The following is a 26,805-nucleotide window of genomic DNA, read 5'->3' on the forward strand; positions in this document are numbered from 1 at the left end:
TATATTATTAACCAAATAAAAAAGCTCCTTTCTTTACAATGATTTCATTGTAAAGAAAGGAGCTTTAACTATAAACTATATTTTACTTTTGAAAAATCAAATAATTCATCTACATTTTCATTTAAAATATATTTTGTATACTCACCATTTGAGTTAGTATTATTTTTTCCTTTATAAATAATTCTTAAACTATCCTTATTATTAATATTAAAAATATTAAAAGCCAATTCTCCACTTTCTTTATAAAATAAGTTCTTTTTATCATAGTCGCATCCAAAGACATACTTTATTCCATCCAATGGACAAGTATTATTTTCTGTTATACATATAATTTCATCTTTATTTAACTTTATATTCATTTTACCCATTATTGCTTCACAAGCTTTCATGCCAATAGCTAACCCTGGACATTCATGACCATGAAATCTAACAGCTTCTTCCCATAATAAACTATCCATTATTCCTCCTAAATTTATGTACTATTTAATCCTTATTTTAGCCGCATTTGCATGGGCATATAATCCTTCTTCCACAGCTAAATCATGAGCTACTGGGGCTAATAAATCTACTGCTTTTTGACTTAATCTTTGAGTAGTACACGTTTTTATAAATGTTCCAACCCACACTCCACCAGTATATCTAGATGCCCTAAGAGTTGGTAATGTATGATTTGTTCCTGACACATAATCACCAAAAACTTCAGCTGATAGGCTTCCTACAAACAAAGACCCATAATTTATTAGTTTATCTATTATTTCGTCTTCATTTTTCAAGCTTATTTCTAAATGTTCAGGTGCATATTTATTACTAAGTTTTATGGCTTCCTCTAAAGTGTCCACATATATTATTTCTCCATTGTTTCTCCAAGATGATACTGCTATATCTCTTGTAGGAAGATCTTTTAAAATTTCATCCACTTTTTTAGAAACTACTTCTCCCAATTTTTTATCTGTAGTAATTAAAATACCTCTAGCACTATAATCATGTTCACATTGTGCTAAAACGTCAGCTGCAATATAATCAGCATTGGCAGTTTCATCTGCTATAATTAAAACTTCACTTGGTCCTGCCACAAAATCTATCCCAACATTTCCATAACATTGTCTTTTAGCTTCTGTTACATATTTGTTTCCTGGTCCAACAATGATATCCACTGGCTTAATACTTTGTGTTCCATATGTAAATGCTCCTATTGCTTGAACTCCGCCTACAGCATATATTTCATCTGCTCCAGCTATATCCATTGCAATTAAAGTTTTCGGATTTATATCTTTACTATTTCTCATAGTGGGTGAACATGCACACACTCTTTTAACACCTGCAATTTTAGCTGGAATAATTAACATTAGTGCTGTAGAAAAAAGTGGATATCCTCCACCTGGCACATATGCTAATGCTGATTCTATAGGTATATGTTTTTGACCAAGTATTACCCCAGGATAAATTTCTCTTTCAAAGTTATTTTCAAAGCTTTCTTTTTGAGCTTTAGCGAACTCTTCAATATTTTTTACTGCAATTTTAATATCTTCAATAAATTTAATATCTACTTGTTTATATGCCTTTACTATTTCATCTCTAGTTACTCTGTATCTTAATCTTGGATTTTTATCAAACTGAAAATTATATTTTCTTACTCCAATATCCCTGTTAAGTTTTATATCATTCAATATTTCTCTTACTTGCATTTTTACTGCTTTCTCAGTTTCTATATTTTTAAACTGAGATTTTTTTAATACTTCCATTTTTACTCCTCCTATGATAACTATGCAATAGATCAAATATCCCCTTATTTTATCCTATATAAAAATAATCCTATCTATTTACAAACTAGATGTCAACAATAATGTAGTTAATATAATTTTTTATTTTGTAAAGTACTAAATATAAATAAAACACCTATTATACTTATTAATATTAGTAAGTTTAAAGATGCTTTATTTTAAATTCATTATATTCGTTTAGCTATTAAATCTCCCTTTTCATTAGTCCCTACAACCCTTCCTTTTCCAACATATATATCTGTCGTTGTATAACCATTATCAAGAACATTTGCTTTATCTACACAAGTTAATTTTTTATTTCTAGCTCTAGCAGTTTCAAAAGCTTTTTTCCTATTCGTCTTATTTCATTTTCATCGTATTTTTCCACATAATAAGCTACTTCAACATTATCTTCTATTTCCACATAAGCCACACCTTTTACATGAGAACCATTGCTTAAGCCATGTTCATGATAATTTTTAAATTTATAATTTTTAAGTTCATTTTGTTTTAATGCATTGTTAAATGCATCTATTTGACCATTTACTTTACCTTTAATCACATAATCTTCACCTTCAAAATTAATTACAGCTTCCAACTCCAACATATTGTTTTCAGCACAGTTTTTAATGTGGTGTATATCTGAGTTTGCTGAAATAATTTTGTATTTTTTAAGCTTGTATGGTGTGTCAATATCTATATACCATTCATTGAATAATTCATAGATTTCCTTAGGTAATAATTACTTAGCTCTTTCATCTGAGTCTTGCTTAACAACTCTACCAAAATACTTGTGCATATTCTTAGGAATATTAAATCCATATTCATTTTCCATAATCTAGTTTACTCCACATTTACCTGACTGAGAGTAAATTTATAATCATTTTATTCTCAGGTGTTGGTTGCCATACATCCATGACAACTTGGCATATTTCTAGTGCATAATCCATTTCTGTTTCTGTAAAACTTTGGCTCTCTGTATACTTCATAATTCTTACTACTCCTATTCTTAGCTTTCTAATTATTTAACTTATTAGTAATAATATACTAAAGTCTAACCATCGCAAATATTTTTTACAATTTTCTAAATTTTTTACAGATGACTCAAGTTATAAGTAAAAAACTTTTTTAATTATTGCATTTATTTATATTTAAGGGAATTAATATTATTTCTATTTAATAATATATATAAAGAGTAGTAGAACACTAAATTATCATGGAAGGAGATAAAAAATGGATGACATATACAAAGAAGCTCATATAATGGCAAAATCTATTTATGAGGAGTACAAAGACGTAAACTATAAATTACAGTTTCAATTATGTTTGTCTTACCTTTCTGATAAAAAAATTAATGAGAGAATCCAAGAAATTTTAGCTGAAGTAAAAGTAAATGAAAAAGAAGCAAGAATATTAGAAAAAGTTGAGTTTTATTATAAAAACTTTTTCAAAAGCGAAGAAAATCTTAAGTTTAGACTTTGGCAAAGACAAGATAAAAGAAGAGTCTATTTATCTGCATCCTATATCACTAATAAACCCTATATAGACTTAATAAGCAACAAATTATTTGATAAAAATGAGATAAAGAAATTTTAGTAAAAAAGAGCTGTTACACTTAACCTCAAATATCTGTGTAACAGCTCCTTTATATTTTATTATTCCCCCTTCAATAAGATTTTTCATAGTTTCTTTATCCATGGCACCTGGCACATACTTAGCAATAACTCCTTCTTTATCAATTATATCAAAATTAAAAACCATTCTAAATTAGGTACTAGCTAAAAACACTCTCTAGAGTTTGTAAGCTCCAAAGAGTGCATATATTTTTTAACTAATTTTTAATATCTTTCTACTTTCTTTACAATACCCTTTATCCTTAATTAAACATAATATATTATTAATTTCATATTCAGATTCTGCGTAAACCATAACTGCCAATTCATCATTATCGTCAATTATGTCATATTCATCTATACAAGCATTTATTAAAGATATTATTTCTTCTTTTCTAGGAGATTTAAATCTTAATAAAACTTGACACTTATTATTAATTGTTTTTTCTACTTCAATTTTGTCTTTTGTGAATTGATCTATGTTAGCAATTCTATTGTCAAAAATATCTATAACATCTGCATAAACAGCGCTCCCTGTAGGTTCTTTTCCTGCTCCTTTGCCTACAAAAGACAATTCTCCCACAGAATCCCCATTAAATACAACGATATTATATTCATTATCTATTTGAGATAATAAGTTATTATTGTCAACAAGGACAGGTCTTACAAAACCACTAACCTTTTCATTTTTCTTCTTACTTTGGCCAACTAACTTAATTTTACATCCCATTTTTTTTGCATAATCAATATCCTTCATATCAATTTTTGATATACCTTCTAAGTAGAAATCTTTCCAATATACTCTGCCATTGTAAGCCAAAGTTGATAGAATTGATAATTTTCTTGCTGCATCATATCCTTCCACATCTGCTTCTGGATTAGCTTCTGCAAAACCTAATTCTTGAGCTTCTTTCAATACTTCATCATAAGACAAACCTTCATTGTACATTTTACTTAAAATAAAGTTTGTAGTTCCATTTAATATGGCATACATACTATCAATAGAATTACCTTCTAAAGACTCTGTTAAAGGCTTAAGAACAGGTATTCCACCACCTACAGATGCTTCAAATTTAAGACTTACATTATTTTCTTTTGCTAACTTAACAAGCTTATCCCCATACTCTGCTAACATATCCTTATTAGCTGTAACCACATTAATTTTGCTTTCCAATGCTCTTTTTATATATTCATACGAAGGATGTAAACCTCCCATTAGTTCAACTAAAATATCAATATCCGCTTTAAAAACATCCTCAATATTTTCAGTTATTATATTCGCATATTTAGAAGAGCTATATTTATTTTTATCTCTAACTAATATGCTTGTTATTTCTATATTTCTTTTATTCTTATTTCCCTCAATCATTTGTACAAGACCTTTTCCCACTGTTCCATATCCAAGTATAGCTATTTTCATATTAAAACCTCCTTTTTACTTTACAAATTTTATTTTTTAATCAAAAAAAGAGACTAATTCCTCATAAAGGGACGAGTCTCTCGCGGTTCCACCCAATTTAGTTTTATTTACAATAAAACTCACTTTAAACTTTAACGCAGCTTACGGTTAATCTTACTAAAATCAACTAGATTACTTCAGATTACAGCTCCTAGGTAGTTTTCAATCTCTCTAATTTGAAAAGCCTTACAGCCTACGAGCTTTTCTCTCTGGTAATCGAATTAGATTTACTCTTCCTATTCATCGCTTTTAAATATTAATTTGTATTTTTCTTTAAATTAAAAAACTCGCCCTTATAAATAAGGACGAGATATATTCCCGCGGTTCCACCTAAATTGATTTGAAATCCACTTAATGCTTTAACGCAGCTTACGGTTAATCTTACTAAAATCAATTAGATTACTTCAGATCACAGCTCCTAGGTAGTTTTCAATCCCTCTAATTTGAAAAGCCTTACAGCCTATGAGCTTTTCTCTCTGATAATCGAATTAGATTTACTCTTCCTATTCATCGCTTTTATAACTTTAAATTTATATTAAATTAATACTATAAGATTTATTACTATATGTCAAGATGATTTTTATTTATTTATATAATATATTAAAATTTACAATAAATGATACAAATTTATCTCATTTTTCTTTTATATAACCTGGCATTTATTTCACAACCAATTAATATAGTCCAACTACTTAAATAAACCCATGTCATAAGTACGATTATTCCTCCTAAACTTCCATAAATAATATCGTATCTTGCAAAATTGTTTGAGTAAAATGAATAACAAAAAGATGCTACTAACCAACATAAAGTAGAGACTATAGCTCCTGGCAATACATCTTTAAAATGCAACTTTTTATTTGGAGTAAATCTATATAAGTTCATCAAAATAATAATTACAGTTATAATTCCTACCACGTATCTACAAAGGTTCCAAATATACATAAAATATTGATCCAAACCAATTAAATTAAATAAAAATGAACCTAACCTCTCACCAAATACTAAAAATATCATAGATGTAAAAATCAAAACAACTAACATTATTACAAATACTAAAGATATAAATAACACCTCAAAATACGGCCTAGTTTCCCTAATATTATATGATCTATTCATGCCTCTAATCAGTGATAGTACCGCTCTAGACATAGTATACATTGCTAAGATAAAACTTAGTATTAAAAAACTAAAACTTCTATTTTCTATGGCAGATTGCATTAATGATGATACTATATTAAAAGCACTTAAAGGTAATATTTTTTTTAATAAAAAAATATATTTACTAATTTTAATTATTGGTGTATATACCACCAAACTTATTGTAAATATTAAAAAAGGAAAGAAAGATAACAGTAAATAAAATGACATTTCAGCTGCTTTTGAATTTATTTCTCTATAATTAGAATATTCCATAAGAAATTTCATTTTTTTGCTATATGTTTGAAATTTACTATTAAGTTTATTTTTCATATTATCCCTCCTATCCTATAATATTTATTAACTATTTTAATATAACAATTAATTTACTTAATGGTTACTATGTATCTGGCATTCCAATTATGTTTTGTCATTATATATTATTCTATTGTTAATACTACATTTATCATTTAAATATATTTTCAACTTTTCCAATTATAATTCCTTTTTACATCATTATAAATATACATAGGTAAAATCACCAATACTTTATCATCAATACCATCTATTAACTGAATTGTACAGTATCATCATTTCACCGAAACTATGTTAATTAATCCCTATAATACATCTGATGGTGAAATTTTAATGCTTTATTATTATTGTATTATTCATCAAGTATTTTATGAAAAAGTGAATAAGACTTTCCATTCCATTATATCCTAAATTTAAATAATAATCTTTTTATTAGCATAAATAGTATCTCCTTTTTCATTATAAATAAGCATAATACCATCTTTATCTTTATTATCCATAATATTACATACTTTCATATTTTTTATTCAAATTCATTATTTGTATGTATAGTTTTTGTCTCAAAATATATATTATCATATATTTTTAGACAAAAAAAGTAATGATTTTTGATTCTTTAATACCAAAAATCATTACTTTTATTTTAAAATGTTATAAAATACAGAAAAAATTAAATATCTTACTTTTAATATTATTATTTTTACATTAATTTATTTATAATTTCGTTTATGCTCTTTTTAATTCCAGATAACTTGTTATTACAAACATCCTCATCATCACCTTTTACCGCTAAATAAAACTTTAGTTTTGGTTCTGTTCCAGAAGGTCTAATAGCTACCCAAGATTCATCTTCTAAGAAGTATTTTATTACATTAGCTTTTGGTAAATCATCTATTCCATCAGCAAAATCTATAATTTCTACAACCTTTTTGTTGTTTATACTTTCTAAATCATTATTTCTAAAGTAAGATATTATCTCTCCTATTTTTTCTAATCCTTCTATTCCAGCTAATGTTAAAGATATAGTTTCTTCTTTAAAATATCCGTATTTTTTATATAATTCTTGTAATCCTTCATATAAACTCATATCTTTTGAGTAATAATATGCGGCCATTTCAGAGATTAATAAAGATGCAACTACACCATCTTTATCTCTAGCATGAGTTCCAACTAAATAACCATAACTTTCTTCATACCCAAATAAATAAGTATTGTTACTTTTCTCTTCAAAAGATTTTATTTTTTCACCTATAAACTTGAATCCTGTAAGCACATTTATAACCTCCACATTATTTGCATTTGCTATATCTGCGCCAAACTCTGAAGTAACAATTGTTTTTATAAGTACTGAATTATCTCTTAGTTTATGTTCTTCCTTTTGACCTTCTATTATATAATTAGTTAACATTCCACCAATTTGATTTCCTGTAAGAAGTTCATAATCTCCAGAAGTAGTTTTTACAGCCACACCAACTCTATCACAATCTGGATCTGTTGCGATTACCAAATTGGCACCTTCTTTTTTAGCCAGCTCTATACCCCTAGTTAACGCCCTTTGATCTTCAGGATTTGGATACTCTATACCTGCAAAGTTTGGATCTGGTATTTCTTCCTCTTTTACAATAAGTACATTTTCAAATCCGACTTCTTTTAAAGCTCTCTTTACTGGTACATTTCCTGTTCCACAAAGTGGTGTGTAAACTATTTTAAATTCTTTTCCTAATCTTCTAACTAATTCTTTTCTTATTACTTGTGTTTTAACTGCTTCAATGAAGTCAGTATCTTGTTTTTCGCCTAGTATTATAACTAAATCTTTATTTTCTTCAGTTAATGTGGGTATTATTGAATAATCTTCAATTAAATTTATTTCCTCAGTTATTGCATTTGCTATTTCCGGCATTACTTGTGCCCCATCTTCCCAGTATACCTTGTATCCATTATATTCTGGTGGGTTGTGGCTCGCAGTTATAACTATACCTGCTATTGCATTTAAGTTCCTAACTGCAAAAGAAAGTTCTGGTGTAGTTCTTAAGCTTTTAAATACATAGGCTTTTATATTACATGCTGCTAGAGTATTTGCAGCTTCTATACAAAATTCCCTAGACATAAATCTATTATCGTGGGCTATAACTACTCCTCTTTCTTGTTCTTCTTTGGTAGTATTTTTTAATATATAATTAGCTAGGCCAAAAGTAGCTCTCCTAACAGTATATTTGTTTATTCTGTTTGTGCCTGCCGCAATTACCCCTCTAAGTCCAGCTGTACCAAACTCTAAATCTTTATAAAATCTATCTTCAATTTCTTTTTCATTATGTTTTAAATTAATTAATTCTTCTCTAGTTTTCTTATCAAAATATTTATTATCTATCCAACTATTGTATTTTCCCCTATATGCCATTTAATTTGCTCCTTTACTTTTACTTTTTATCTACAATTACATCTTAATAATCATATGTATATTTTATCCTTATTTTTCTATTTAGTAAACATGAACCACTAATATCTAAATTAATTTTTTCTACAAAAACTACAAAAGTATTAGGTCATGTTAAAGCTTGACCTAATACTTTAATTTATCCAACAATATAAATGTCTATACTTCTTACACCCCAATTATAGCAAGCTGAGGAGCTATTCATAAATATATCTATTCTATTTCCTTTTATTCCACCACCACAGTCTTCTGCTACAAAGGTCATATTAAATTTAGGTATATAAACTTTTGTACCATAAGGTATTATTCTAGGGTCCACTGCAATAGTTCCCCATTTAGGGCGTGTTCCAGTAGAAGTAACACTATCACCACTATAAGCAGTGGCTGAAACTACTATTTTATCTCCCTTAGCACTCGAAGAATCTTTTTTCGAGGATAAATTTACAGAACTCGCAACATAACTAGTCCCTGTACCTTTTATAACCACCTTATTAACAGGCTTTTGTCTTATTATTTCCTTATTAGCAACTCTAGATACCAATTTTCCATCATGATAAACTTCTTCAAACACAATTGTTTTTCTTCCTTCTTTTCCTTCTTGAGCAACTTTAGTAACTCCCTTTGGCAAAGATTTATCTTTTTTAACTTCAGTTTTGTATGATATTCTTGAATGCTCACTAACAGAAATTTGCACTACATATGTAATTTTTATATTCATATAATCTTCTAATTTGCTATCCAAACTAGGATATATAATATCATCTTCGTTATAAGATATGTTTTTTTCACTCAATAATTCTTTTACAGTCTTACAATAAGTATTTACAGTTGTTGATTTCCCATTTACCTGTACGACTATTTGCTCTTTTTTCAATATGAAATATGATGCAAGAAGAACACAAAAAGATAGACTTATTAGTAAACTTCTAAAAATTATATTATTTTTCATTTTTACTCCCCCTAAAAATATTCAATATATAAAACTTAAGTATTTAAATTTCAAATTTTAAATTGTTTATATATTTATATTTATAGAAGCAATAAAATATGTAACTAATTTGTAACTAATATTTAATTTTTAGATTCATTTTTGATAACATTTAGTAACCATCTACGTTTTAGTTCTAAATTTTTTTAATATTTTGTAATTAATTATCTTGCATCTTTAACTATGTTGTAAATTCTAACGTAAGTTTCTCCAACTTCTTCTGCTGATTTAGCTTCTTCCTTTGAAACTCTATAATATAATTCTGTTAACTCTATGGCAACATCCTTTGCATTTCTTTGTGATGATCCTGTTATTTTTGTTTCTGCCATTTCTATTTCCTCCTAGATTTTTCTTAATAATAACTTTGTTTTTTGTTTTCTATTTTTTCAACTATCCACTTCATTACATCTTCTTTTACTTCTTCTTTATTAATTTCATTTAGTATTTCATGTCTACCATCTTTATATAATATACATTTTACATCCTCAATACCAGATTTTTCATACCTAATTTTTAGATTTAATAAACCTCTTCCATTATTACCAACAGGGTCTTTATCTCCTGAAATTATTAATATAGGTAAATCTTTTCTAATTTTTATTATATTTTCTCTATCTTCTATAAATTTAAGCCCTTGAATAAAATCTTCAAAAAAACCACAAGTACACTTAAATCCACACATTGAATCATTTATATATTTATCTACTTCTTTTTCATCTCTGCTTAGCCAATCATAATCTGTTCTGCATGGTTTAAAACTTTTATTATTTGACCCAAAAAATAAATTATCAATAAATTCACTAACATATTTCCTTCCTTTAATTTTACAAGTAAATTTTACTATTATATTAGCTAAATCTAGTTTTCCACCAAAATCACCATTTGAACCAGAAAGTATTAATCCATCAATTTCGTCTCCATATTTTATAGCATAACTTTGCGAGGCAAATGATCCCATGCTATGACCAAATAATATTAAAGGTACATCTTTATTTTCTTCTTTTATTATTTCTGTTAAAGTATGTATATCATCTACTAAACAATCAAATCCATTTTCATCTGCTAGATAACCTGCACTTTTTAAATTTTTTGCTGTTTTTCCATGACCTCTATGGTCATTAACGTATACATTATATCCATTATCTGTTAATAGTTTTGCAAAATCTTCATACCTTTTACCATGCTCTGCCATACCATGAGATATTTGTACTACCCCTTTAACAGTTACATTTTCATCACATACAAACTTATATGTAAATATCTCATTCTCATCTATTTTAGAAGTAAAATAAAAATCGCTATATCTCATCATTTTCACCCTTTCAATTAGTCTTCTATATATAAGTATAACAAATATTTAACATATTTGTCTTTACATACAAAAAAAGTAGCACGATATTTATTCGTGCTAGGGCGGGTTAAATTACTTAAGCTATTTTTTTATTATATTATTTAATAAACTTTATAGTTAAATAATATAATAATACTTTTTATAAATCAATTATATATCTTAAAGAATAATTCTTTTTTGGAATAAAAATAAGTCATTTTAAAACCCCCATTTTAAAATGACTTATTGAAAAGAATAAATTTAATTATTGCAAAATCCGATCACAAATTCCCCAAAAGATTTTCCCTTCCCTTAAGAAAACCTTTTCAACCGATTACTCAAAGTTTAAATTTAATATACCCAAACTTTCACTTGTAATAAAAAATCCCTTTTTTCTACTACAAATATAATTATAAAACATTTTCCTAATAAAAGCTAATACTTTTTTCACATTTCCAATTTTTTTTTTATTTTTGTAGAATTTTCACTTAATGCTCTATAAATTGCTAAAATGCATATACGTATATTTTTATTAATAATAATTTTTAAATACATTTTATTATATGGAAAATGCCTTATAATATCATAAAAAATAAAGATGCATTCGCATCTTTATTTTTTATGATATTATCTATTTAATTTACTTTTTACTATATCTTCTACATAAGATTTACATCTTCCACATCCTTTTGTTGCCTTAGTTTCATCTATAACTTCTTCAAAACTCTTAGCTCCATTTTTTATGCTATCTTCTATTTTTTCAAAAGATACTTTTCTACAATTACATACATTCTTATTTGAATTTTCCATATTCATCCTCCAATATATTTTGACTAATTATATACTTATATAATTTCTTACTGTATTGATTCCCACATATGCTTCATGTTAAACAAATATTTTTTCATACTATAATTCATTAAAACCATCATTTAGATCTACATTTTTTGGAATTAAATTTTTAAATTTATGGATATATTATAATTATAGAATTATAATATATTGATATAACTTAATTTTCATATGGAAAGGGGAACTTATGAGTAAATCAAAAGTTTATTATACTAATCTAAGAACAGACTTTAAATACAATTTATTAGACAAATTACAAATACTAGTTACAAAAGCTGGTATAAATAACATTGATTTTGAAAACAAGTATACAGCCATAAAAATTCACTTTGGAGAACCTGGAAATTTAGCCTACTTAAGACCTAATTTTTCTAAAGTCATTGTGGATTTGATAAAATCAAAAAAAGGTAAAGTGTTTTTGACAGATTGCAATACTCTTTACGTTGGTGGTAGAAAAAATGGACTTGAGCATTTAGACTCTGCCTATACTAATGGTTACAATCCATTTACTACGGGATGCCATATAATAATAGCCGATGGTATCAAAGGTACAGATGAGGTTCTTGTCCCTGTTAATGGTGGCGAATATGTTAAAGAAGCAAAAATAGGTCAAGCTATAATGGATGCTGATATTTTCATATCAATGAATCATTTTAAAGGTCATGAATCTACAGGTTTTGGCGGAGCAATGAAAAATATAGGTATGGGATGTGGATCTCGTGCAGGTAAAATGGAAATGCACAGTAGTGGAAAGCCTTTTGTAAAGGAGAAAAAATGTGTTGGATGTAGAGCATGTGCAAAAAATTGTGCTCATGATGCTATTTCATTTGGAGACAATAAAAAAGCCTCTATTGACCATAATAAATGCGTTGGATGTGGTAGATGCATTGGATCATGTAACTATGATGCTGTAAATTCACCTACAGATGAATCCAATGATATATTAAATAAAAAAATAGCAGAGTACTCTAAAGCCGTATTACAAAGTAGACCTCATTTTCATATAAGCTTTGTTATAGACGTTTCTCCAAACTGTGATTGTCATAGAGAAAATGATTTACCAATCATTCCTGACGTAGGTATATTTGCTTCATTTGATCCTGTTGCTTTAGACATGGCTTGTGTAGATGCTTGCAACAAACAAAGTGTAATACATGGCAGTTATTTAGACGAGCAAAATCACCACTTTCACGATCACTTTATTAATACTCATCCTGAAACAAATTGGGAAGTTTGTATTGACCATAGTGTCAAACTTGGTATTGGAAATAAAGAATATGAATTAATTGAAGTATAAAATTTATATTTATAAAGAGTAGTAACCTTTATATTGTGATTTATCCAATAAAAGTTACTACTCTTTTTTATTAAGCATATTAAGAATTCTTCTACTAAATCTAATCTTAATACTTTATTTCTATTTACTTTATAATTTTTAATATATTATCAAACTTCTTACTACTTAGAATTTCATGAGTTATAAACTTCCCATTATAATATAAACTATATGTAGTAAATGGAGTTGGAGCATTTTGGGCTTGAGCTTTGTTTTCATATCTAATCGTATGCAAATCAATACCTTTTTCCTTTGCATAATCCTTTATAATAGACACATATTTAGAAGTAAAAGGGCATTGATGTGAGTAATATAAAACAAATCCTTTTTCATTTATACACTCTTTTTTTACTGTATTTTTAAATCTGGGTATCAATTCATTTTCTTCAAAAGGTAAATATAATAATTCAAAATAAGGCTTTGCAGTATCAGCTACTAAAAATCCCTTATTTACAAAATATTTTTTATCAGATAAAAATGGCTTCTTTTTATCTGATGATAGTACTATTAAACCTTTTTTCCCCTTTAGTCTACTGTCTTTTATACATTCTTCTAATAACTCACTACCTATACCTTGTCCTTTATATTTTCCAGACACCCAAAAACAATTTATAAACATATAATTATCTGCAATAATTGGACACCAAGCATTTTCAGAAGGTATATATTCAATAAAAACTTTCCCTCTAACGTCGCCTTTCTTAAATACTATATTATCTTTTAACCTTTCCTTTAGCCAAGCTTTTTTTGATGATACCTGACATTCTCCTTTTTTATCAGAGATGGCACAGCATATATGTTCTCTATCTATATTTTCCAACTCTATATCTATAAAATCCAATCTAAATACCTCCTTAATTATGTTCTACCATATATCTCAAAACCGTTTTTAGTTTTTCTGGTGAAGTTTTTCTAAAGTCAGATATATAAATTTCTCTATGGTTTTTATCTTTTATTGATAGTTTATTATCACTACAAAATTCTTTCATAATTTCAAATGTTTTGTATTCTTCATCAAAAGGTCCTATATGCATCATTTGAACGCACATACCTTCATCTATATAATCAAATTCTATTTCATCTAAGTACTTATTAAATTTTTTCTTCTTCGTAAGATCAACTGCCAAGTCAAAAACCTGTTTATTTACAAAATCAGGTTGCCTAATCATTATGTTATATACTAAATTATTTTTATCAAGTATATCTTTTTTCCTACCTTCTTCATCCAAACCCCATATTCCTTCTAATGGATATACAGTATAATCAAAGTACCCTTGTGGAATTATACCTTTTTTAGGCATCATTTTTATTGCATAAGCTATTGAATATAAGGCTCCTACCTTCTCTGAAAACTCATCACCGTTTGGATTTCCATTTCCTTTTATTTGTATAAATTGAAATTTTTCCATTTTTACAACTTCAGGTTTTGCTTTTGGCAAATAATATTCTTTTTCTTTTTTTCTCCATTCATACTTCATAACAAACCTTCCTTATACTTGAATTTATATTAAATATTTTTATTGTACATTTTTAAAGCTTTTTCCATTTTTTCTATAATTATATTTTTTATATGTAATGGCTCAATAACTTTAGCGTATGCTCCAAATGAGAGTATATATCCATATAACCACTCATTTTCTGGATATTCCATAGTTACTTGATAATTTCCATCTTCATTTTCAATAATTGATTCTTTGTCAAATTCATCAAATACTCTATATAAAGCCTCTTTTTTAACTTCTAATTTTACTTTAACAGTATTAAAAGCTTTATTTTCATCCTTATTCCTTACTTGTTCTTTTAAATAATTCATTTCTTGCTTTTTTAAATTCCATTTTGTAAAACTCTCTTTATTTACCTTAAAATCTTTTATTCTACTTATTCTAAATAATCTAAAGTCTTTTTTTAATCTACAATATCCATATAAATACCAACTTTGCCCTTTATAAATGAGTTTAATTGGTTCGATAATCCTCTTAGATATATTAGACAAACTATTTACATAACTAAATTCTACTAATTTGTCATTTAAAATTGCGTATTTTATTTTATCAAATTTATCGTCTTCATATGTTTTACTTCCCCACCTTGATAAATCTATGTCTACCCAATTATCATGGTGATGTTTGGAATTTATAAATCCCACTTTATCAATTACAGAATTTATGTCTGGATATTCAATAGTAGACAGAGCTTTGAGTGCCAATGTTATACTTTCCTTATCATTATCAGACAATAAAGTTTTATTTATAGAAAAATCTTCTAATAAACTAATTCCTCCATTCTTACCTTTACTCATGTAAACTGGTACTCCAGACAAGGATAAGGTTTCTATATCTCTGTATATAGTTCTAGTTGATACTTGAAATTTATCTGATAATTCTTTTGCTGTTATTTTTTTCTTATTTAAAAGTATTAAAATAATTTCAGTTAATCTATTAATTTTCATGTAATTTCTCCACTATTATCATACATTGTACTTTTCAATATAAGTCATCTCCTTTTGATTTAATAATATCACTATTAATATGACAACATTATGTCTTATTTAAAATATTATTATACAAGATATACACATTTTATAAGCTTGCTCATTATTATTAGAAATCTTATTATAATCTAGTTGTAATTTATTAAGCATATATTTTATTATTAATGCACAATAAAATAGCTATAACTGATAAATTTCACCTATCAATTATAGCTTATTATATAATAAAGTTAATTTACATATGCAAGCCTATAAAAATCAAATAACTCTGATGCTAATTACATAACCTTTGCTAATATAGCTTTTATTTCATCATGAGTAGCTTGAAGGGGATTAGTAGCTCCACAAGCATCTTTTAGTGCATTAGTAGCTAATATATCAAAATCTTTTTCATTAGCTCCAAGTTCTGCAAATCCTTTAGGTATATTAACATCAACAGATAATTTTCTTATTGCAGCTATACAAGCAGCAGCACCTTCATCATCATTCATTCCTGATACATCTACACCCATAAATTTAGCACAATCTTTTAATTGCTTAGCAGCAACTTTAGCATTAAACTCTTGAACAGCAGGAAGTAATATAGCATTACATACACCATGTGGTAGGTTATAGAATCCACCATATTGATGAGCTATTGCATGAACATATCCAAGAGAAGCATTGTTAAATGCCATACCTGCTAAGAATTCAGCATAAGCCATTTTATCTCTTGCTTCCATATTATTTCCATCAGCAACTGCATCTCTTAAATAATCACTAATAAGTTCAATAGCTTTTTGTGCACAAGCATCTGTAACTGGAGTAGCAGCAGTAGATACATAAGCTTCAATAGCATGAGTTAAAGCATCCATTCCTGTAGCTGCAGTTAAAGAAGCAGGCATACTAACCATTAAATTGGGGTCATTTATTGCAAGAACTGGGTTAACATGTTTATCAACTATTGCCATTTTAACATGTCTTTCTTCGTCAGTAATTATAGAGAATATAGTCATTTCTGAAGCAGTGCCAGCTGTAGTATTTATTGCTATAAGTGGAAGCTGAGGATTTTTAGATACGTGAACACCTTCATAATCTTTTATGTTTCCACCATTAGTTGCAACTAAAGCTATACCTTTTGCACAGTCATGGGGAGATCCTCCACCATAAGATATAACAAAATCACATCCATTGTCCTTAAGTACTTTAACTCCATCCATTACATTAGTAACAGTAGGGTTTGGTTGAGAGCCAGGATATACAACAAATTCCACACCCTTAGCTCCTAAATTATCAGTTATTCCTTCAAATTCCGAACTACTAGCAGATCTTTTTCCACAAACTATTAAAGCTTTTTTAAATCCTCTTGATTTTATTTCCTCTGGTAAATTGTCTGAACATCCTGGTCCCATTAAACTAACACTTGGCATATAAAATGTAAAAGCCATATTATTAAAACCTCCTAAAAATAATTTTATTATATATGTAGATAGCTACATAATAACTTGGCATTTTAAATAAAAATTATTTATTCTTTGACTTACAGGATTCTTGATATTCCAGCGGTGTTATTCCATATACTTTTATGAAATTTTTGTTAAGATGACTTAAATCGTAAAACTCGTATTTACTTACTATGGTGTTTATGTCTACTCCATCAGATAAATCTTCTTTTATAGCCTCTATTTTACAATTCATTATATACCTATACGGAGTTACACCTATCTCGTTTTTGAACATTCGTGAAAAATAATATTTAGATAAGTTAATATACTGACAAATTTCGTTAATTGTTATTTTTTTCTTTAAATTTTGATTAATATATTTTATTGATTTGATAATATAAGGATTAACGTTCTTATTTTTATTACTTGGCATGACAAATATTAACGCTCCTTTCTATTTTATATAAGAAAGTTGCTTAATATAATATTAAATTCTTTTATTTAATAATTACACTTCTTATAGTTACATTATAAAGCATCTTAAGTTTTTATGTATAGTAATATATTGCTATATTTTTTTATATTATATTTATTTCATGTAAAAATAAAACATCATTTAAAAAGAAATATATACTTTTTAAATGATGGCAGTTCTAATTAAATATTTTAATATATCCAGGTTTGATTATCATCAACTTTTTCTATAAATATTCTTGCTCTATCCTCTTTGTATTTTGCTTGATGAAATTTAAATACCATATGATTATCTTCTGTTTTTCCTATTATTTCAATTTTCCCCCTTGTTGTAGACAAACAGTATTTAAAACATTTCCCTTGGCCATTTTGCAAGCTTTTAGCTCCTTCTACTATATCAATACCTTCTTTAAGGGGCACTTGAAATTGGTTTTTTACACCTGTAACTGGTCTACACTGAAATATATAATATGGTACTATTCCAATAGAAGTAACCTTTTTTAGCAACTCTCCAAGGATCTCAATACTATCATTTACTCCTCTTAATAAAACTGTTTGATTTTTTACTATAACACCAGCATCTCTTAAATATTTTATTGCATCAATAGCTTCCTTAGTCACTTCTCTAGGATGGTTAAACTGAGTCACTACATAAATTTGTTTTTTTTCACCGTATTTTCTAAGTATCTCTTTAAGTTCATTGTCTCTAGTTATTCTCTCAGGATAAACTACTGGTATTCTTGTTCCAAATCTAATTAAATCAATATGAGAAATATCACATAATGCCTCTAAAAACTTTTCAATTTTTCTGTTACTATTTAAAAATGAATCTCCACCAGAAATAAGTACATTGCTTATTTTCTCATTATTTTTTACATATTCTAACATTTTTTCAAAATGTGTAGCTATTTCTTCATCTGATAAACCTACTAAACGCTTTCTAAAGCAATGTCTACAATACATTGCACAGTGATTTGTAGATAGCACAATTACAGTTTGTTCGTATTTGTGTTGCATTCCCGTAATAACAGTATTATCTGCTTCACCACTCGTATCAAAACTTCCACTTAAATCAATTTCTTCTATTGAAGGTATACACATTTTTTTTATAGGATCATTTGGATCATTAAAATCAATTAAAGATAAATAATAAGGTGTAATAGACATGGGATATTTTTCAAGTATTTCATTCATTTTTATTTCTTCATCTTTTGTTAAATTCATGTATAAATTTAAATCTTCTGCTTTAGTTATATTTTTCTTCAATAACTCTGTATTGTTCAAGATACCACCCCTTAAGTATATAAAATTTTAAAATCACTTTAACATGTATCTTTCATATAATAAATATATGTGAAATAGTTTATTTAATAGTAAGAATATTGCAAAACATTAATATATATATTAGTAAATACTATATTATTCGGTAAATTTCCTTTTTTTTTGTAAATTTTATCTTATTATTTTTCTTACTATAGTTCCAATTCCTACTCCCACAGTTACTATCCCTAGAATCATCTCAATATTAGATAACATCAGTGACATTTTCACTGGCTCACTACTATATCCCCCTACACCCAAAAATATACCTGAGCTTAGTGCTAGAGATTGATTATAGTCTGCAACAAATTTCATAAAATCTAAATTTTTAAATGTTTCTAGATTATAAATAACATAACTTTTATTAATGTCCAAACCAACAATTAAGTATAAAAATGCAAAAACTAATATTAAAAATATTCCCGTTAATAGCGCATTAAAAGGCCTTTCACCATATCCACAAAATATTTTATACAAAAATGAGCCTATTTTAGGCACCGGGTCTAGAATTTTATACTCAGTTTTTTTGCATAAATAATAATACTCTCCAAAGTTATTATCTAAAGTATTTTCTTTAAATTTATCTGCAATAATCTGATATGTCAAATATAGACCTTCATATTCTTCTCTATCTTTTTTTATTTCTACTAATTTATCAAAAAATGTTTTTTCATCTAATTTAGTTTTATATTTATCATCAAATTCAAAGTCTACAATGTAACATTTATGTGTTTTAAATCCACTTAAATCACAATCAGAAATTTTTATTTTATTTAATTCACATTTATTTGCTATCATGCTTTTCATCATGCATATTTCAAATGAAGTATTTTTTATCAAACAATTTTCAAATATTAAATATGATAAATCACAATTTCTAAATTTACTATAAAATTCGCAACTATAGAATTCACAAGAGTAATTTGTTGTATTATTTAATGATGGAGATTTTATATTATCTTCCATAATAAATATACAATTTTCAAAAATAACACCGCCTAATATAAACTTACAATCATAAAATTTACAGCCTATTATTTTGCAATTTATAAATTTTGTATTTGCAAAAGTGCAATCTTTGAAGTTTGCACATATTATATCTTTATTAGAAATATTATAATAATCTTTTTCATCTAGCAATCCTTTTTTTCCAATGAATTCGTTTTTTATAATTTCATAACTATATCTATTATCAGGATTATAGTCAGTCATCTCCTTTTTATGCTTTATAATATAACTGTAATTTTTTTCATTATTCTTTTTTCTTTTTTCTAGTTGTATCTTTAATTTATAATTTTCTTCTTTAAAATTCACATAAGCCATAGTGATTTCTCCTTTTACAAAATCTATAACTTATTATCTGCATAAAAAAAGACTTAAATGCATTATCATTTAAGTCTTTTCTAAATATTAATTTTCTAATAATTCATTTCCTTGTATATCTTCAACCTCTACACTCTTACCAAGTATTTGTATTCCTATAAACATTGCCACAAATGATAGTGGTAAGATTAAATAAACAGGTAATCCAAATCCTGCTGGTATATATCCAAACACTATAGTAATAACTCCCACAAATATTGAATAAGGCATTTGTGTTCTAACATGATCTATATGATTACATCCAGCTCCCATTGATGAAAGTATTGTTGTATCTGATATTGGTGAACAGTGATCGCCAAATATAGCTCCCGTTAATACTGCTGATGTTGCAACTATTACATAAGACATGTCTGGGTTTATTGAATATGCAAGAGGTATAGCCAGTGGCATAAGTATTCCCATTGTTCCATAAGAAGTTCCAGTTGCAAATGATATTATTGCCCCAAGTACAAATATTAAGCTTGGTACTATAAATGGAGGTAGGGAACCTGATAGTAATGTAATTAAATATTTTGCTGTTCCTAGCTCTTTTATTACAGATGATAGTGACCATGCACATATTAATATTACACCTGTTATTACTAATGTTTTCATTCCATCCACCCAAATATCTAGAGCTTCTGATACAGTAAACATTTTTTTACATACACCCATAACCATCGCAACTATTCCAGCAAATAAAGCTGATTGGAAAAGAGCAACAGATGCATCTGAATTTGAGAAAGCTTCTTTTATTGCATTAAATGATGCTGGTGAGTTTTGCATAAGTTGAATTACCGCACTGTCTTCTCCGCCCATTATTGCAGTATATCCACTGTAATAAAATGCAAATAACGCTCCAACTATCAACGCTCCTATTGGTATTATTGCATTCCACACACTTAGTTTAACACCCTCTAATGGTTCCATATCATCATGTTTACTTAAATTTTTATTTACTTCTTCGTTTGAAGTAATATTTTGACTTCCCCTTCTACATTCTAACTCAGCTTTTCTCATAGGTCCAAAATCCTTTAAAAGTAAAGCTGTCATTACTATAAATCCTAATATTAATAGATTATAAAATCTAAATGGAATTGTATCTAAAAATACTCCAAATGCATTTGTTTCAACTCCTATACTTTCAAATGCTGTACCTATAAGCCCAACTTCTAAACCTATCCATGTAGAAATAATTGCTAAACCTGCAACTGGTGCTGCAGTGGCATCTATTATAAAAGCTAATCTTTCTCTTGATACTTTCATTTTGTCTGTAACTGGTCTCATCATAGGTCCTATTATTAAAGAGTTTGCATAGTCATCAAAGAATACAAGTAGTCCTGCAAACCAAGTCATTATTTGAGCACTTTTTGCTGTTTTTGCTTTATTTGATAATGCTTCAGCTATGGCTTTTGCTCCACCCATTTTTCCAACTAAATTTATAACTCCTCCTATTGCTAAAACTTGAAGAATTATACCTGCATTCCATGGGTCTGCTAGAGATTCCACTGCTCTTTTAATTAAATCTAAAAATGAATAAAATATTGCCATAAAAGGATTGTTCCCTGTTATATTTAATATAAATCCACCTGACATAATTCCTATAACCAAAGATACTATAACATTTTTAGTTATAAAAGCAAGTGAAATTGCAACTAGCGGTGGTATTAAAGTCCATAAACCAAATTTACCTGCATTTTGTGCCGCAACATCAACTTCTTCTGCAAAAGATAGTGCCGTCGTCATTATGAATAGCATGGTTGTCATTAAAAATAATCTTAAATTTCTTCTTCTCATTTTATTTCCCCCTAATATTTTTGTAGTGAACATCATAAGGGCTATTTTTTTTCATTAAAAAAACCTTGATGTAAGAGCATCAAGGTCATAATTATACTAAACTATAAATCCATTTGATAGCTCAACACTAATTTCTTAGTGACAGTGGCATATATATTATATATACCCCCAGCCAAATAACCTTAAAGCTTCAGTTATACGCTTCGGCGATGTTTCCTTTCACAATAAATCAACGTTGCTTAACTCCTTATTGTTACTGATAAAAATCGCACCTCTACCTTAAATATTCACTTATTAATATGAGTATATATTACCTGACTTTATTTAGCAACAAGTAAAACCGTATTTTTTACTATATATGTTTTATAAATATTTTTTATATTTAATTAATATTTTAATATTTTTCTTCTATAATTTTATTATATTGATAAATAATAGGAGGAATTATTTATATGAGTATTTTTTTCATTATTATTATTACAATAACAATGCTAATATTTAGCGTTTTTAATAATATTTTTTTAGGATACGGTTTAACTATTTCTTTGATTTTATTTTCTTTAATTGGTTTAAAAAGAAATAAAACCATAAAAGACCTTCTTAAATTATATACTTTTGAGTCTAAAAGAAGTTTTCCAATTATAAAAATTTTAATCTTAATTTCAATTTTAATAAGTGTATGGTTAAGTTGTGGAACAATTCCATCAATAGTTTATTATTCATTAAAATATATTAACCCTAATCTATTTATATTGTTTTGTTTTTTAATAGCAGCTGTAACATCAATTTTAATTGGAACTTCCTTTGGTACTGTAAGTTCCATAGGTATACCTCTTATTATTATTGCACAGGCGTCTAATCTTAACTTAAATTTAGTAGGAGGAGCCATTATGTCTGGTGCATATTTAGGTGATAGATGTTCACCTTTATCTTCTAGTTTACTTCTTCTATGCAATTTAACTAAAGTCGACTTATTTAAATATATTAGAAAGGTTTTTGTTTTTGGTATTATTCCAACTATAATTAGTATTATTTTTTATTTATTTTTTTCCTTTAAAAATCCTTTGACTTTTATTGATAATTCACTAAGTTTAACTTTGTACAATGATTTTCATATAAGTTTTATTTTATTAATACCAGCTATTATAATTATTATTTTATCGTTGAAAAAAGTTTCAATTTCAAAATCAATAACTATAAGTATAATAACATCAATAATAATTTGCCTTTTTATTCAAAAAATAACTATGATAGATTTGTGTAATTATATTATATTTGGATATAAAACGTCTTCATCTTTATCAAATATTATTAAGGGTGGCGGTATTATTTCCATGTTTAAAACTTGTTATATAATTATTATTTCATGTTGTTTAACAGGATTTTTTAGTGGATTAAATATTTTGGGCGGCTTGGAAAAGTATTTAAAGAAATTAAAACTAAATAGAAGCAAGTTATTTTTTATAACCTTATTACTTGGCTTAATAATTGCCTCTATTGGATGTAGCCAGACTATAGCTTTTATTTTAACTATAGAAATACTTAAGGATACCTATGAAAATTATAATAATGAGGATATAGCTATGGAATTTTCCAATTCCGCTATTATTACATCTGCCTTAATTCCATGGTGTATAGCTGCACTTGTTCCTACTTCAGTCTTAGGCATAAGTAATTACAAATTTATCCCATATGCTATTTTTCTATATATAGTTCCAATTTGTCATTTATGTTATTGCCTATACTTGGACTATTATAAAGATAAGTTGCAAAAATTCTTTATAAGGTAGAGGCTTTCCATAAATAAATTAAGCATTATATCTCTTTATAAAAGATAGCAACAAGTTCCTAATTATCATTGAATTATGATTTTAAAGAAGATATTATTGAAATAATTTTTTATATTTTATTAAATAAAAATAGTAATAATTTTAATTGTTTATTATCAAAATTATTACTATTCTAGCTTTAAATTTAAAATCACTTTATATCTAGTAAGTCTTTTATAACCTGAGATGACATTATCAATCCTCCACAAGAAGACATAAAAGGCATACTTCCTGGTAAGATTCTATGGCCATTTGATATTTTTTCCTTAACTTCTATAGGTTGTTCTGTAGAAAATACTACTTTTAAATGCTCTATTCCCCTACATCTAAGTTCTTTTCTCATAACTTTAGCCAATGGACAAGTATGAGTATTTGAAATATCATCGATTTCTATCTTTGTTGGATCAAGTTTATTTCCCATACCCATGGAACTTATTATTGGTATATTTTTATTTAAACATATCTCAACTAAATGAATTTTTGATGAAACCATATCTATAGCATCTACAACATAATCATAATTTTCACTAAATATTTTGTTACTACTTTCCTCATTAAAAACACAGCTTACTGCATTTATATTTAAATCTTTATTTATATCTAGTAATCTATCTTTTACTACTTGAACCTTATTCTTGTTTAAATTAGAAGTTAATCCAGGTAGTTGTCTATTAAAATCACTTTCTTCAACCTTTGCATAATCTACTATAGTTATGTTTCCCACACCGGCTCTTATTAAGGCTTCTACGCAAAAACTTCCCACTCCACCTACTCCTATGACAAGAACATTAGAATTTTTTAATTTTTCCATACCTTCTTGTCCTATAAGTAAATTTGTTCTCATTGTAAAATTGCTGTTCATCTAGATTCTCCTTTAATAATTACAACTAACTCTTATATTTAGTTTTACCTAGATTCACAAGTGTATTAATTAAATAAAAAAAATCTCTTCAAATTATTTTATCTAACAATTTAAAGAGATTTTTATAATAAATTAAGCTATTAAACTTTCTTCTTTTTCATCTATATCTACACTTTTTCCAAGTATCTGTATTCCTATAAACATAGCTACAAATGCTAAAGGCATTATTAAATAAATTGGAAGTCCCATTCCTGCTGGTATATACCCAAATAGTATTGCTATACTTCCAACAAATAAAGCATATGGCATTTGTGTTCTAACATGGTCTATATGATTGCATCCAGCACCCATTGATGAAAGTATTGTTGTATCTGATATTGGTGAGCAGTGGTCTCCAAATATAGAACCTGTAAGAACTGCACTTACACAAACTATTATATAAGACATATCAGGACTTATAGAATGAGCTAGCGGTATAGTTAGTGGCATAAGTATACCCATTGTTCCATAAGATGTACCTGTAGCAAATGAAATTATTCCACCTAGTACAAATATTATACTTGGTAATAAAAAAGCCGGTACAGAACCTGATAATAATTGTATCAAGTATCTAGCTGTTCCAAGTTCTTTTATTACTGATGAAAGTGACCATGCACATATTAGTATTACACAAGTTATAACTAAAGTTTTCATTCCATCTACCCATATATCTAATCCTTGTGATACAGTAAATATTTTTTTACCTACACCCATTGCTATAGCAACTATTCCTGCAAATAAAGCAGATTGGAATAAAGCTACTGATGCATCTGCATTAGAAAATGCTTCTCTAATTGCTACAAATGATAGTGGTGAGTTATTAAATATTTGAATTAAACTTGCATCATTTCCACTCATTATTGTGCTATAACCACTGTAGTAAAATGCAAATAATGATCCAACTATTAGTATTCCTATTGGTATTATAGCATTCCATATGTTTAATTTAACTCCCGGAAGGGGCTCTAAATCACTATGTTCATTACTTATTTTTTCATCTATATCTTTACTAGAAACTAAATTTGTATTTCCTCTTCTAGCTTTTAGCTCTGCTTCTCTCATTGGCCCGAATTCTTTTAATAGTACTGCTGTTATAACTATAAATCCAAGAATCAATATATTATAAAATCTATATGGTAATGTACTTAAAAATATACTAAATGCATTTGCATTTACTCCTATAGCCTTAAATCCATCTCCAATTAGGCCTACTTCTAAACCTATCCAAGTTGAAATTATTGCTATTCCTGCAACTGGTGCAGCTGTAGCATCAATTACAAAAGCAAGCCTTTCTCTTGAAACTTTCATTTTATCTGTAACTGGTCTCATCATAGGACCTATTATTAAAGAATTTGCATAGTCGTCAAAGAATACTAAAAGCCCGGCTGCCCATGTTATAAGTTGAGCACTTTTTGCACTTTTTGCCTTTTTAGCTAATGACTCAGCTATTGCTTTTGCTCCACCCATTTTAGCAACTAAGTTGATTACTCCACCTATTGCTAAAACTTGAAGTATAATTCCTGCATTCCATGGGTCTGCTAATGCCCCAACAGCTCTATCAATTAAATCTAAAAATGAATTAAATAGTGCTGAAAAAACATTAATACCATTTAGGTTTAATAAAAAACCACCTGACATCACTCCAATAACCAAAGATACTATAACATTCTTAGTTATAAAAGCTAGAATAATAGCTACAAGTGGTGGCAATAATGTTAATATTCCATACTTTTGTGCATTTATTACAGCCATATCTTGTTCTGCTGCAAAACTTGTTACATTTGATATTAAAATCAATATTGTTGTCATTAATAATAATCTTACATTTCTTTTTTTCATTTTTCTTCCCCCTATGTGATAGTTGTGAATATTTCAGGGTTTTGTCATTTTAATACAAATTGTCTTTGCTCATGTTAATAATGTCTTTTAGAACAAATTCATTATTCCATTAAGTAGTTAAAAATCAATATTTTTTAATAA

At 27.3% G+C, this 26,805-nt stretch carries 24 protein-coding genes, 1 riboswitch and 2 other annotated features; of the genes, 3 read left to right on the plus strand and 21 right to left on the minus strand.

Annotated features, from left to right (window positions below; all coding sequences use genetic code 11):
* Positions 1-68: 68 nt before the first annotated feature.
* The 4 genes from JW646_RS00815 to JW646_RS20105 form a co-directional block, all read right to left on the minus strand.
* Entirely contained in the window at positions 69-458 is a 390-nt protein-coding gene (locus JW646_RS00815) for a formylmethanofuran dehydrogenase subunit E family protein (protein WP_228416231.1), read from the minus strand.
* 21 nt (positions 459-479) lie between these two features.
* A complete protein-coding gene (gene hisD, locus JW646_RS00820) occupies positions 480-1,742 on the minus strand; it encodes a histidinol dehydrogenase (RefSeq protein WP_074917564.1) in 1,263 nt (420 codons plus the stop codon).
* 325 nt (positions 1,743-2,067) lie between these two features.
* Positions 2,068-2,487, minus strand: coding sequence for an alpha-isopropylmalate synthase regulatory domain-containing protein (locus JW646_RS00825; protein ID WP_228417359.1), 420 nt, complete (start codon positions 2,485-2,487; stop codon positions 2,068-2,070).
* A 127-nt stretch (positions 2,488-2,614) separates the two neighbouring features.
* Entirely contained in the window at positions 2,615-2,749 is a 135-nt protein-coding gene (locus JW646_RS20105) for a hypothetical protein (RefSeq protein ID WP_255701517.1), read from the minus strand.
* Between the two features lie 244 nt (positions 2,750-2,993).
* On the opposite strand from JW646_RS20105, the gene JW646_RS00830 reads away from it, so the two are divergent.
* The gene (locus JW646_RS00830; RefSeq protein WP_074917570.1) at positions 2,994-3,356 is read left to right on the plus strand and encodes a hypothetical protein; all 363 of its coding nucleotides are present in this window, start codon (positions 2,994-2,996) and stop codon (positions 3,354-3,356) included.
* Between the two features lie 231 nt (positions 3,357-3,587).
* Here the strand turns inward: JW646_RS00830 and JW646_RS00835 are convergent, their stop codons facing one another.
* The 7 genes from JW646_RS00835 to JW646_RS00865 all read right to left on the minus strand — a co-directional run bounded on the left by JW646_RS00835 (position 3,588) and on the right by JW646_RS00865 (position 11,849).
* On the minus strand, positions 3,588-4,793 hold the full coding sequence (locus JW646_RS00835; protein ID WP_228416232.1) for a homoserine dehydrogenase: 1,206 nt from the start codon (positions 4,791-4,793) through the stop codon (positions 3,588-3,590).
* Between the two features lie 64 nt (positions 4,794-4,857).
* Positions 4,858-5,085: a binding site (T-box leader), on the minus strand.
* Positions 5,086-5,130: 45 nt separating this feature from the next.
* Positions 5,131-5,352, minus strand: a binding site (T-box leader).
* A gap of 107 nt (positions 5,353-5,459) precedes the next feature.
* Positions 5,460-6,305 (minus strand): YihY/virulence factor BrkB family protein, encoded by an 846-nt coding sequence (locus JW646_RS00840; RefSeq protein WP_228416233.1) that lies wholly within the window; start codon positions 6,303-6,305, stop codon positions 5,460-5,462.
* A 682-nt stretch (positions 6,306-6,987) separates the two neighbouring features.
* Positions 6,988-8,685 carry a phospho-sugar mutase gene (locus tag JW646_RS00845; protein ID WP_228416234.1) on the minus strand — a complete coding sequence of 566 codons (1,698 nt, stop codon included), beginning with the start codon at positions 8,683-8,685 and terminating at the stop codon, positions 6,988-6,990.
* A 175-nt stretch (positions 8,686-8,860) separates the two neighbouring features.
* Complete coding sequence (locus tag JW646_RS00850) at positions 8,861-9,670, minus strand: 3D domain-containing protein (RefSeq protein WP_228416235.1); 810 nt, start codon at positions 9,668-9,670, stop codon at positions 8,861-8,863.
* 203 nt (positions 9,671-9,873) lie between these two features.
* Positions 9,874-10,038 carry a hypothetical protein gene (locus tag JW646_RS00855; RefSeq protein ID WP_018592530.1) on the minus strand — a complete coding sequence of 55 codons (165 nt, stop codon included), beginning with the start codon at positions 10,036-10,038 and terminating at the stop codon, positions 9,874-9,876.
* A 23-nt stretch (positions 10,039-10,061) separates the two neighbouring features.
* Positions 10,062-11,018 (minus strand): alpha/beta hydrolase, encoded by a 957-nt coding sequence (locus JW646_RS00860; RefSeq protein ID WP_074917584.1) that lies wholly within the window; start codon positions 11,016-11,018, stop codon positions 10,062-10,064.
* Between the two features lie 648 nt (positions 11,019-11,666).
* Positions 11,667-11,849, minus strand: a complete 183-nt coding sequence (locus JW646_RS00865) for a (2Fe-2S)-binding protein (RefSeq protein ID WP_074917587.1) — start codon at positions 11,847-11,849, stop codon at positions 11,667-11,669.
* Between the two features lie 229 nt (positions 11,850-12,078).
* Between JW646_RS00865 and JW646_RS00870 the strand changes: the two genes are divergently transcribed.
* Entirely contained in the window at positions 12,079-13,188 is a 1,110-nt protein-coding gene (locus tag JW646_RS00870; protein ID WP_228416236.1) for a DUF362 domain-containing protein, read from the plus strand.
* A gap of 124 nt (positions 13,189-13,312) precedes the next feature.
* Here JW646_RS00870 and JW646_RS00875 read toward each other — a convergent pair whose 3' ends face one another.
* The 8 genes from JW646_RS00875 to JW646_RS00910 all read right to left on the minus strand — a co-directional run bounded on the left by JW646_RS00875 (position 13,313) and on the right by JW646_RS00910 (position 22,095).
* Positions 13,313-14,068 carry an N-acetyltransferase gene (locus JW646_RS00875; protein WP_228416237.1) on the minus strand — a complete coding sequence of 252 codons (756 nt, stop codon included), beginning with the start codon at positions 14,066-14,068 and terminating at the stop codon, positions 13,313-13,315.
* Positions 14,069-14,081: 13 nt separating this feature from the next.
* On the minus strand, positions 14,082-14,705 hold the full coding sequence (locus JW646_RS00880; protein ID WP_228416238.1) for a GyrI-like domain-containing protein: 624 nt from the start codon (positions 14,703-14,705) through the stop codon (positions 14,082-14,084).
* Between the two features lie 29 nt (positions 14,706-14,734).
* Positions 14,735-15,676, minus strand: coding sequence for a helix-turn-helix transcriptional regulator (locus JW646_RS00885; RefSeq protein ID WP_228416239.1), 942 nt, complete (start codon positions 15,674-15,676; stop codon positions 14,735-14,737).
* Between the two features lie 320 nt (positions 15,677-15,996).
* Positions 15,997-17,145 (minus strand): iron-containing alcohol dehydrogenase, encoded by a 1,149-nt coding sequence (locus JW646_RS00890; protein ID WP_228416240.1) that lies wholly within the window; start codon positions 17,143-17,145, stop codon positions 15,997-15,999.
* Between the two features lie 76 nt (positions 17,146-17,221).
* Positions 17,222-17,575, minus strand: a complete 354-nt coding sequence (locus JW646_RS00895; protein ID WP_228416241.1) for a helix-turn-helix transcriptional regulator — start codon at positions 17,573-17,575, stop codon at positions 17,222-17,224.
* A gap of 233 nt (positions 17,576-17,808) precedes the next feature.
* Positions 17,809-18,900 carry a KamA family radical SAM protein gene (locus JW646_RS00900; RefSeq protein ID WP_074917608.1) on the minus strand — a complete coding sequence of 364 codons (1,092 nt, stop codon included), beginning with the start codon at positions 18,898-18,900 and terminating at the stop codon, positions 17,809-17,811.
* A gap of 168 nt (positions 18,901-19,068) precedes the next feature.
* Positions 19,069-20,259, minus strand: coding sequence for a pentapeptide repeat-containing protein (locus JW646_RS00905; protein WP_228416242.1), 1,191 nt, complete (start codon positions 20,257-20,259; stop codon positions 19,069-19,071).
* 87 nt (positions 20,260-20,346) lie between these two features.
* On the minus strand, positions 20,347-22,095 hold the full coding sequence (locus tag JW646_RS00910) for a Na+/H+ antiporter NhaC family protein (RefSeq protein ID WP_228416243.1): 1,749 nt from the start codon (positions 22,093-22,095) through the stop codon (positions 20,347-20,349).
* Between the two features lie 109 nt (positions 22,096-22,204).
* A riboswitch (Lysine riboswitch) is annotated at positions 22,205-22,380 on the minus strand.
* 167 nt (positions 22,381-22,547) lie between these two features.
* Between JW646_RS00910 and JW646_RS00915 the strand changes: the two genes are divergently transcribed.
* A complete protein-coding gene (locus JW646_RS00915; RefSeq protein WP_228416244.1) occupies positions 22,548-23,885 on the plus strand; it encodes a Na+/H+ antiporter NhaC family protein in 1,338 nt (445 codons plus the stop codon).
* Positions 23,886-24,075: 190 nt separating this feature from the next.
* Here the strand turns inward: JW646_RS00915 and JW646_RS00920 are convergent, their stop codons facing one another.
* Together JW646_RS00920 and JW646_RS00925 are read right to left on the minus strand one after the other, a co-directional pair.
* Positions 24,076-24,786, minus strand: a complete 711-nt coding sequence (locus tag JW646_RS00920; RefSeq protein WP_228416245.1) for a tRNA threonylcarbamoyladenosine dehydratase — start codon at positions 24,784-24,786, stop codon at positions 24,076-24,078.
* A gap of 132 nt (positions 24,787-24,918) precedes the next feature.
* Positions 24,919-26,664 (minus strand): Na+/H+ antiporter NhaC family protein, encoded by a 1,746-nt coding sequence (locus JW646_RS00925; RefSeq protein WP_228416246.1) that lies wholly within the window; start codon positions 26,662-26,664, stop codon positions 24,919-24,921.
* Between the last annotated feature and the right edge of the window lie 141 nt (positions 26,665-26,805).

It is taken from the genome of Terrisporobacter hibernicus, from assembly GCF_020809405.1.
Taxonomy (GTDB): domain Bacteria; phylum Bacillota; class Clostridia; order Peptostreptococcales; family Peptostreptococcaceae; genus Terrisporobacter; species Terrisporobacter petrolearius.

Excerpts from the sequence above, each read along its gene's own strand:
- JW646_RS00885 (WP_228416239.1), bottom strand. The coding sequence starts at position 15,676 with ATGAAAATTAATAGATTAACTGAAATTATTTTAATACTTTTAAATAAG.
- JW646_RS00890 (WP_228416240.1), bottom strand. The coding sequence starts at position 17,145 with ATGGCTTTTACATTTTATATGCCAAGTGTTAGTTTAATGGGACCAGGA.
- JW646_RS00860 (WP_074917584.1), bottom strand. The coding sequence starts at position 11,018 with ATGAGATATAGCGATTTTTATTTTACTTCTAAAATAGATGAGAATGAG.
- JW646_RS00845 (WP_228416234.1), bottom strand. The coding sequence starts at position 8,685 with ATGGCATATAGGGGAAAATACAATAGTTGGATAGATAATAAATATTTT.
- JW646_RS00870 (WP_228416236.1), top strand. The coding sequence starts at position 12,079 with ATGAGTAAATCAAAAGTTTATTATACTAATCTAAGAACAGACTTTAAA.
- JW646_RS00865 (WP_074917587.1), bottom strand. The coding sequence starts at position 11,849 with ATGGAAAATTCAAATAAGAATGTATGTAATTGTAGAAAAGTATCTTTT.
- JW646_RS00905 (WP_228416242.1), bottom strand. The coding sequence starts at position 20,259 with ATGGCTTATGTGAATTTTAAAGAAGAAAATTATAAATTAAAGATACAA.
- JW646_RS00830 (WP_074917570.1), top strand. The coding sequence starts at position 2,994 with ATGGATGACATATACAAAGAAGCTCATATAATGGCAAAATCTATTTAT.
- JW646_RS00815 (WP_228416231.1), bottom strand. The coding sequence starts at position 458 with ATGGATAGTTTATTATGGGAAGAAGCTGTTAGATTTCATGGTCATGAA.
- JW646_RS00920 (WP_228416245.1), bottom strand. The coding sequence starts at position 24,786 with ATGAACAGCAATTTTACAATGAGAACAAATTTACTTATAGGACAAGAA.
- JW646_RS00835 (WP_228416232.1), bottom strand. The coding sequence starts at position 4,793 with ATGAAAATAGCTATACTTGGATATGGAACAGTGGGAAAAGGTCTTGTA.
- JW646_RS00850 (WP_228416235.1), bottom strand. The coding sequence starts at position 9,670 with ATGAAAAATAATATAATTTTTAGAAGTTTACTAATAAGTCTATCTTTT.
- JW646_RS00925 (WP_228416246.1), bottom strand. The coding sequence starts at position 26,664 with ATGAAAAAAAGAAATGTAAGATTATTATTAATGACAACAATATTGATT.
- hisD (WP_074917564.1), bottom strand. The coding sequence starts at position 1,742 with ATGGAAGTATTAAAAAAATCTCAGTTTAAAAATATAGAAACTGAGAAA.
- JW646_RS00855 (WP_018592530.1), bottom strand. The coding sequence starts at position 10,038 with ATGGCAGAAACAAAAATAACAGGATCATCACAAAGAAATGCAAAGGAT.
- JW646_RS00840 (WP_228416233.1), bottom strand. The coding sequence starts at position 6,305 with ATGAAAAATAAACTTAATAGTAAATTTCAAACATATAGCAAAAAAATG.
- JW646_RS00910 (WP_228416243.1), bottom strand. The coding sequence starts at position 22,095 with ATGAGAAGAAGAAATTTAAGATTATTTTTAATGACAACCATGCTATTC.
- JW646_RS00880 (WP_228416238.1), bottom strand. The coding sequence starts at position 14,705 with ATGAAGTATGAATGGAGAAAAAAAGAAAAAGAATATTATTTGCCAAAA.
- JW646_RS00915 (WP_228416244.1), top strand. The coding sequence starts at position 22,548 with ATGAGTATTTTTTTCATTATTATTATTACAATAACAATGCTAATATTT.
- JW646_RS20105 (WP_255701517.1), bottom strand. The coding sequence starts at position 2,749 with ATGAAGTATACAGAGAGCCAAAGTTTTACAGAAACAGAAATGGATTAT.
- JW646_RS00895 (WP_228416241.1), bottom strand. The coding sequence starts at position 17,575 with ATGCCAAGTAATAAAAATAAGAACGTTAATCCTTATATTATCAAATCA.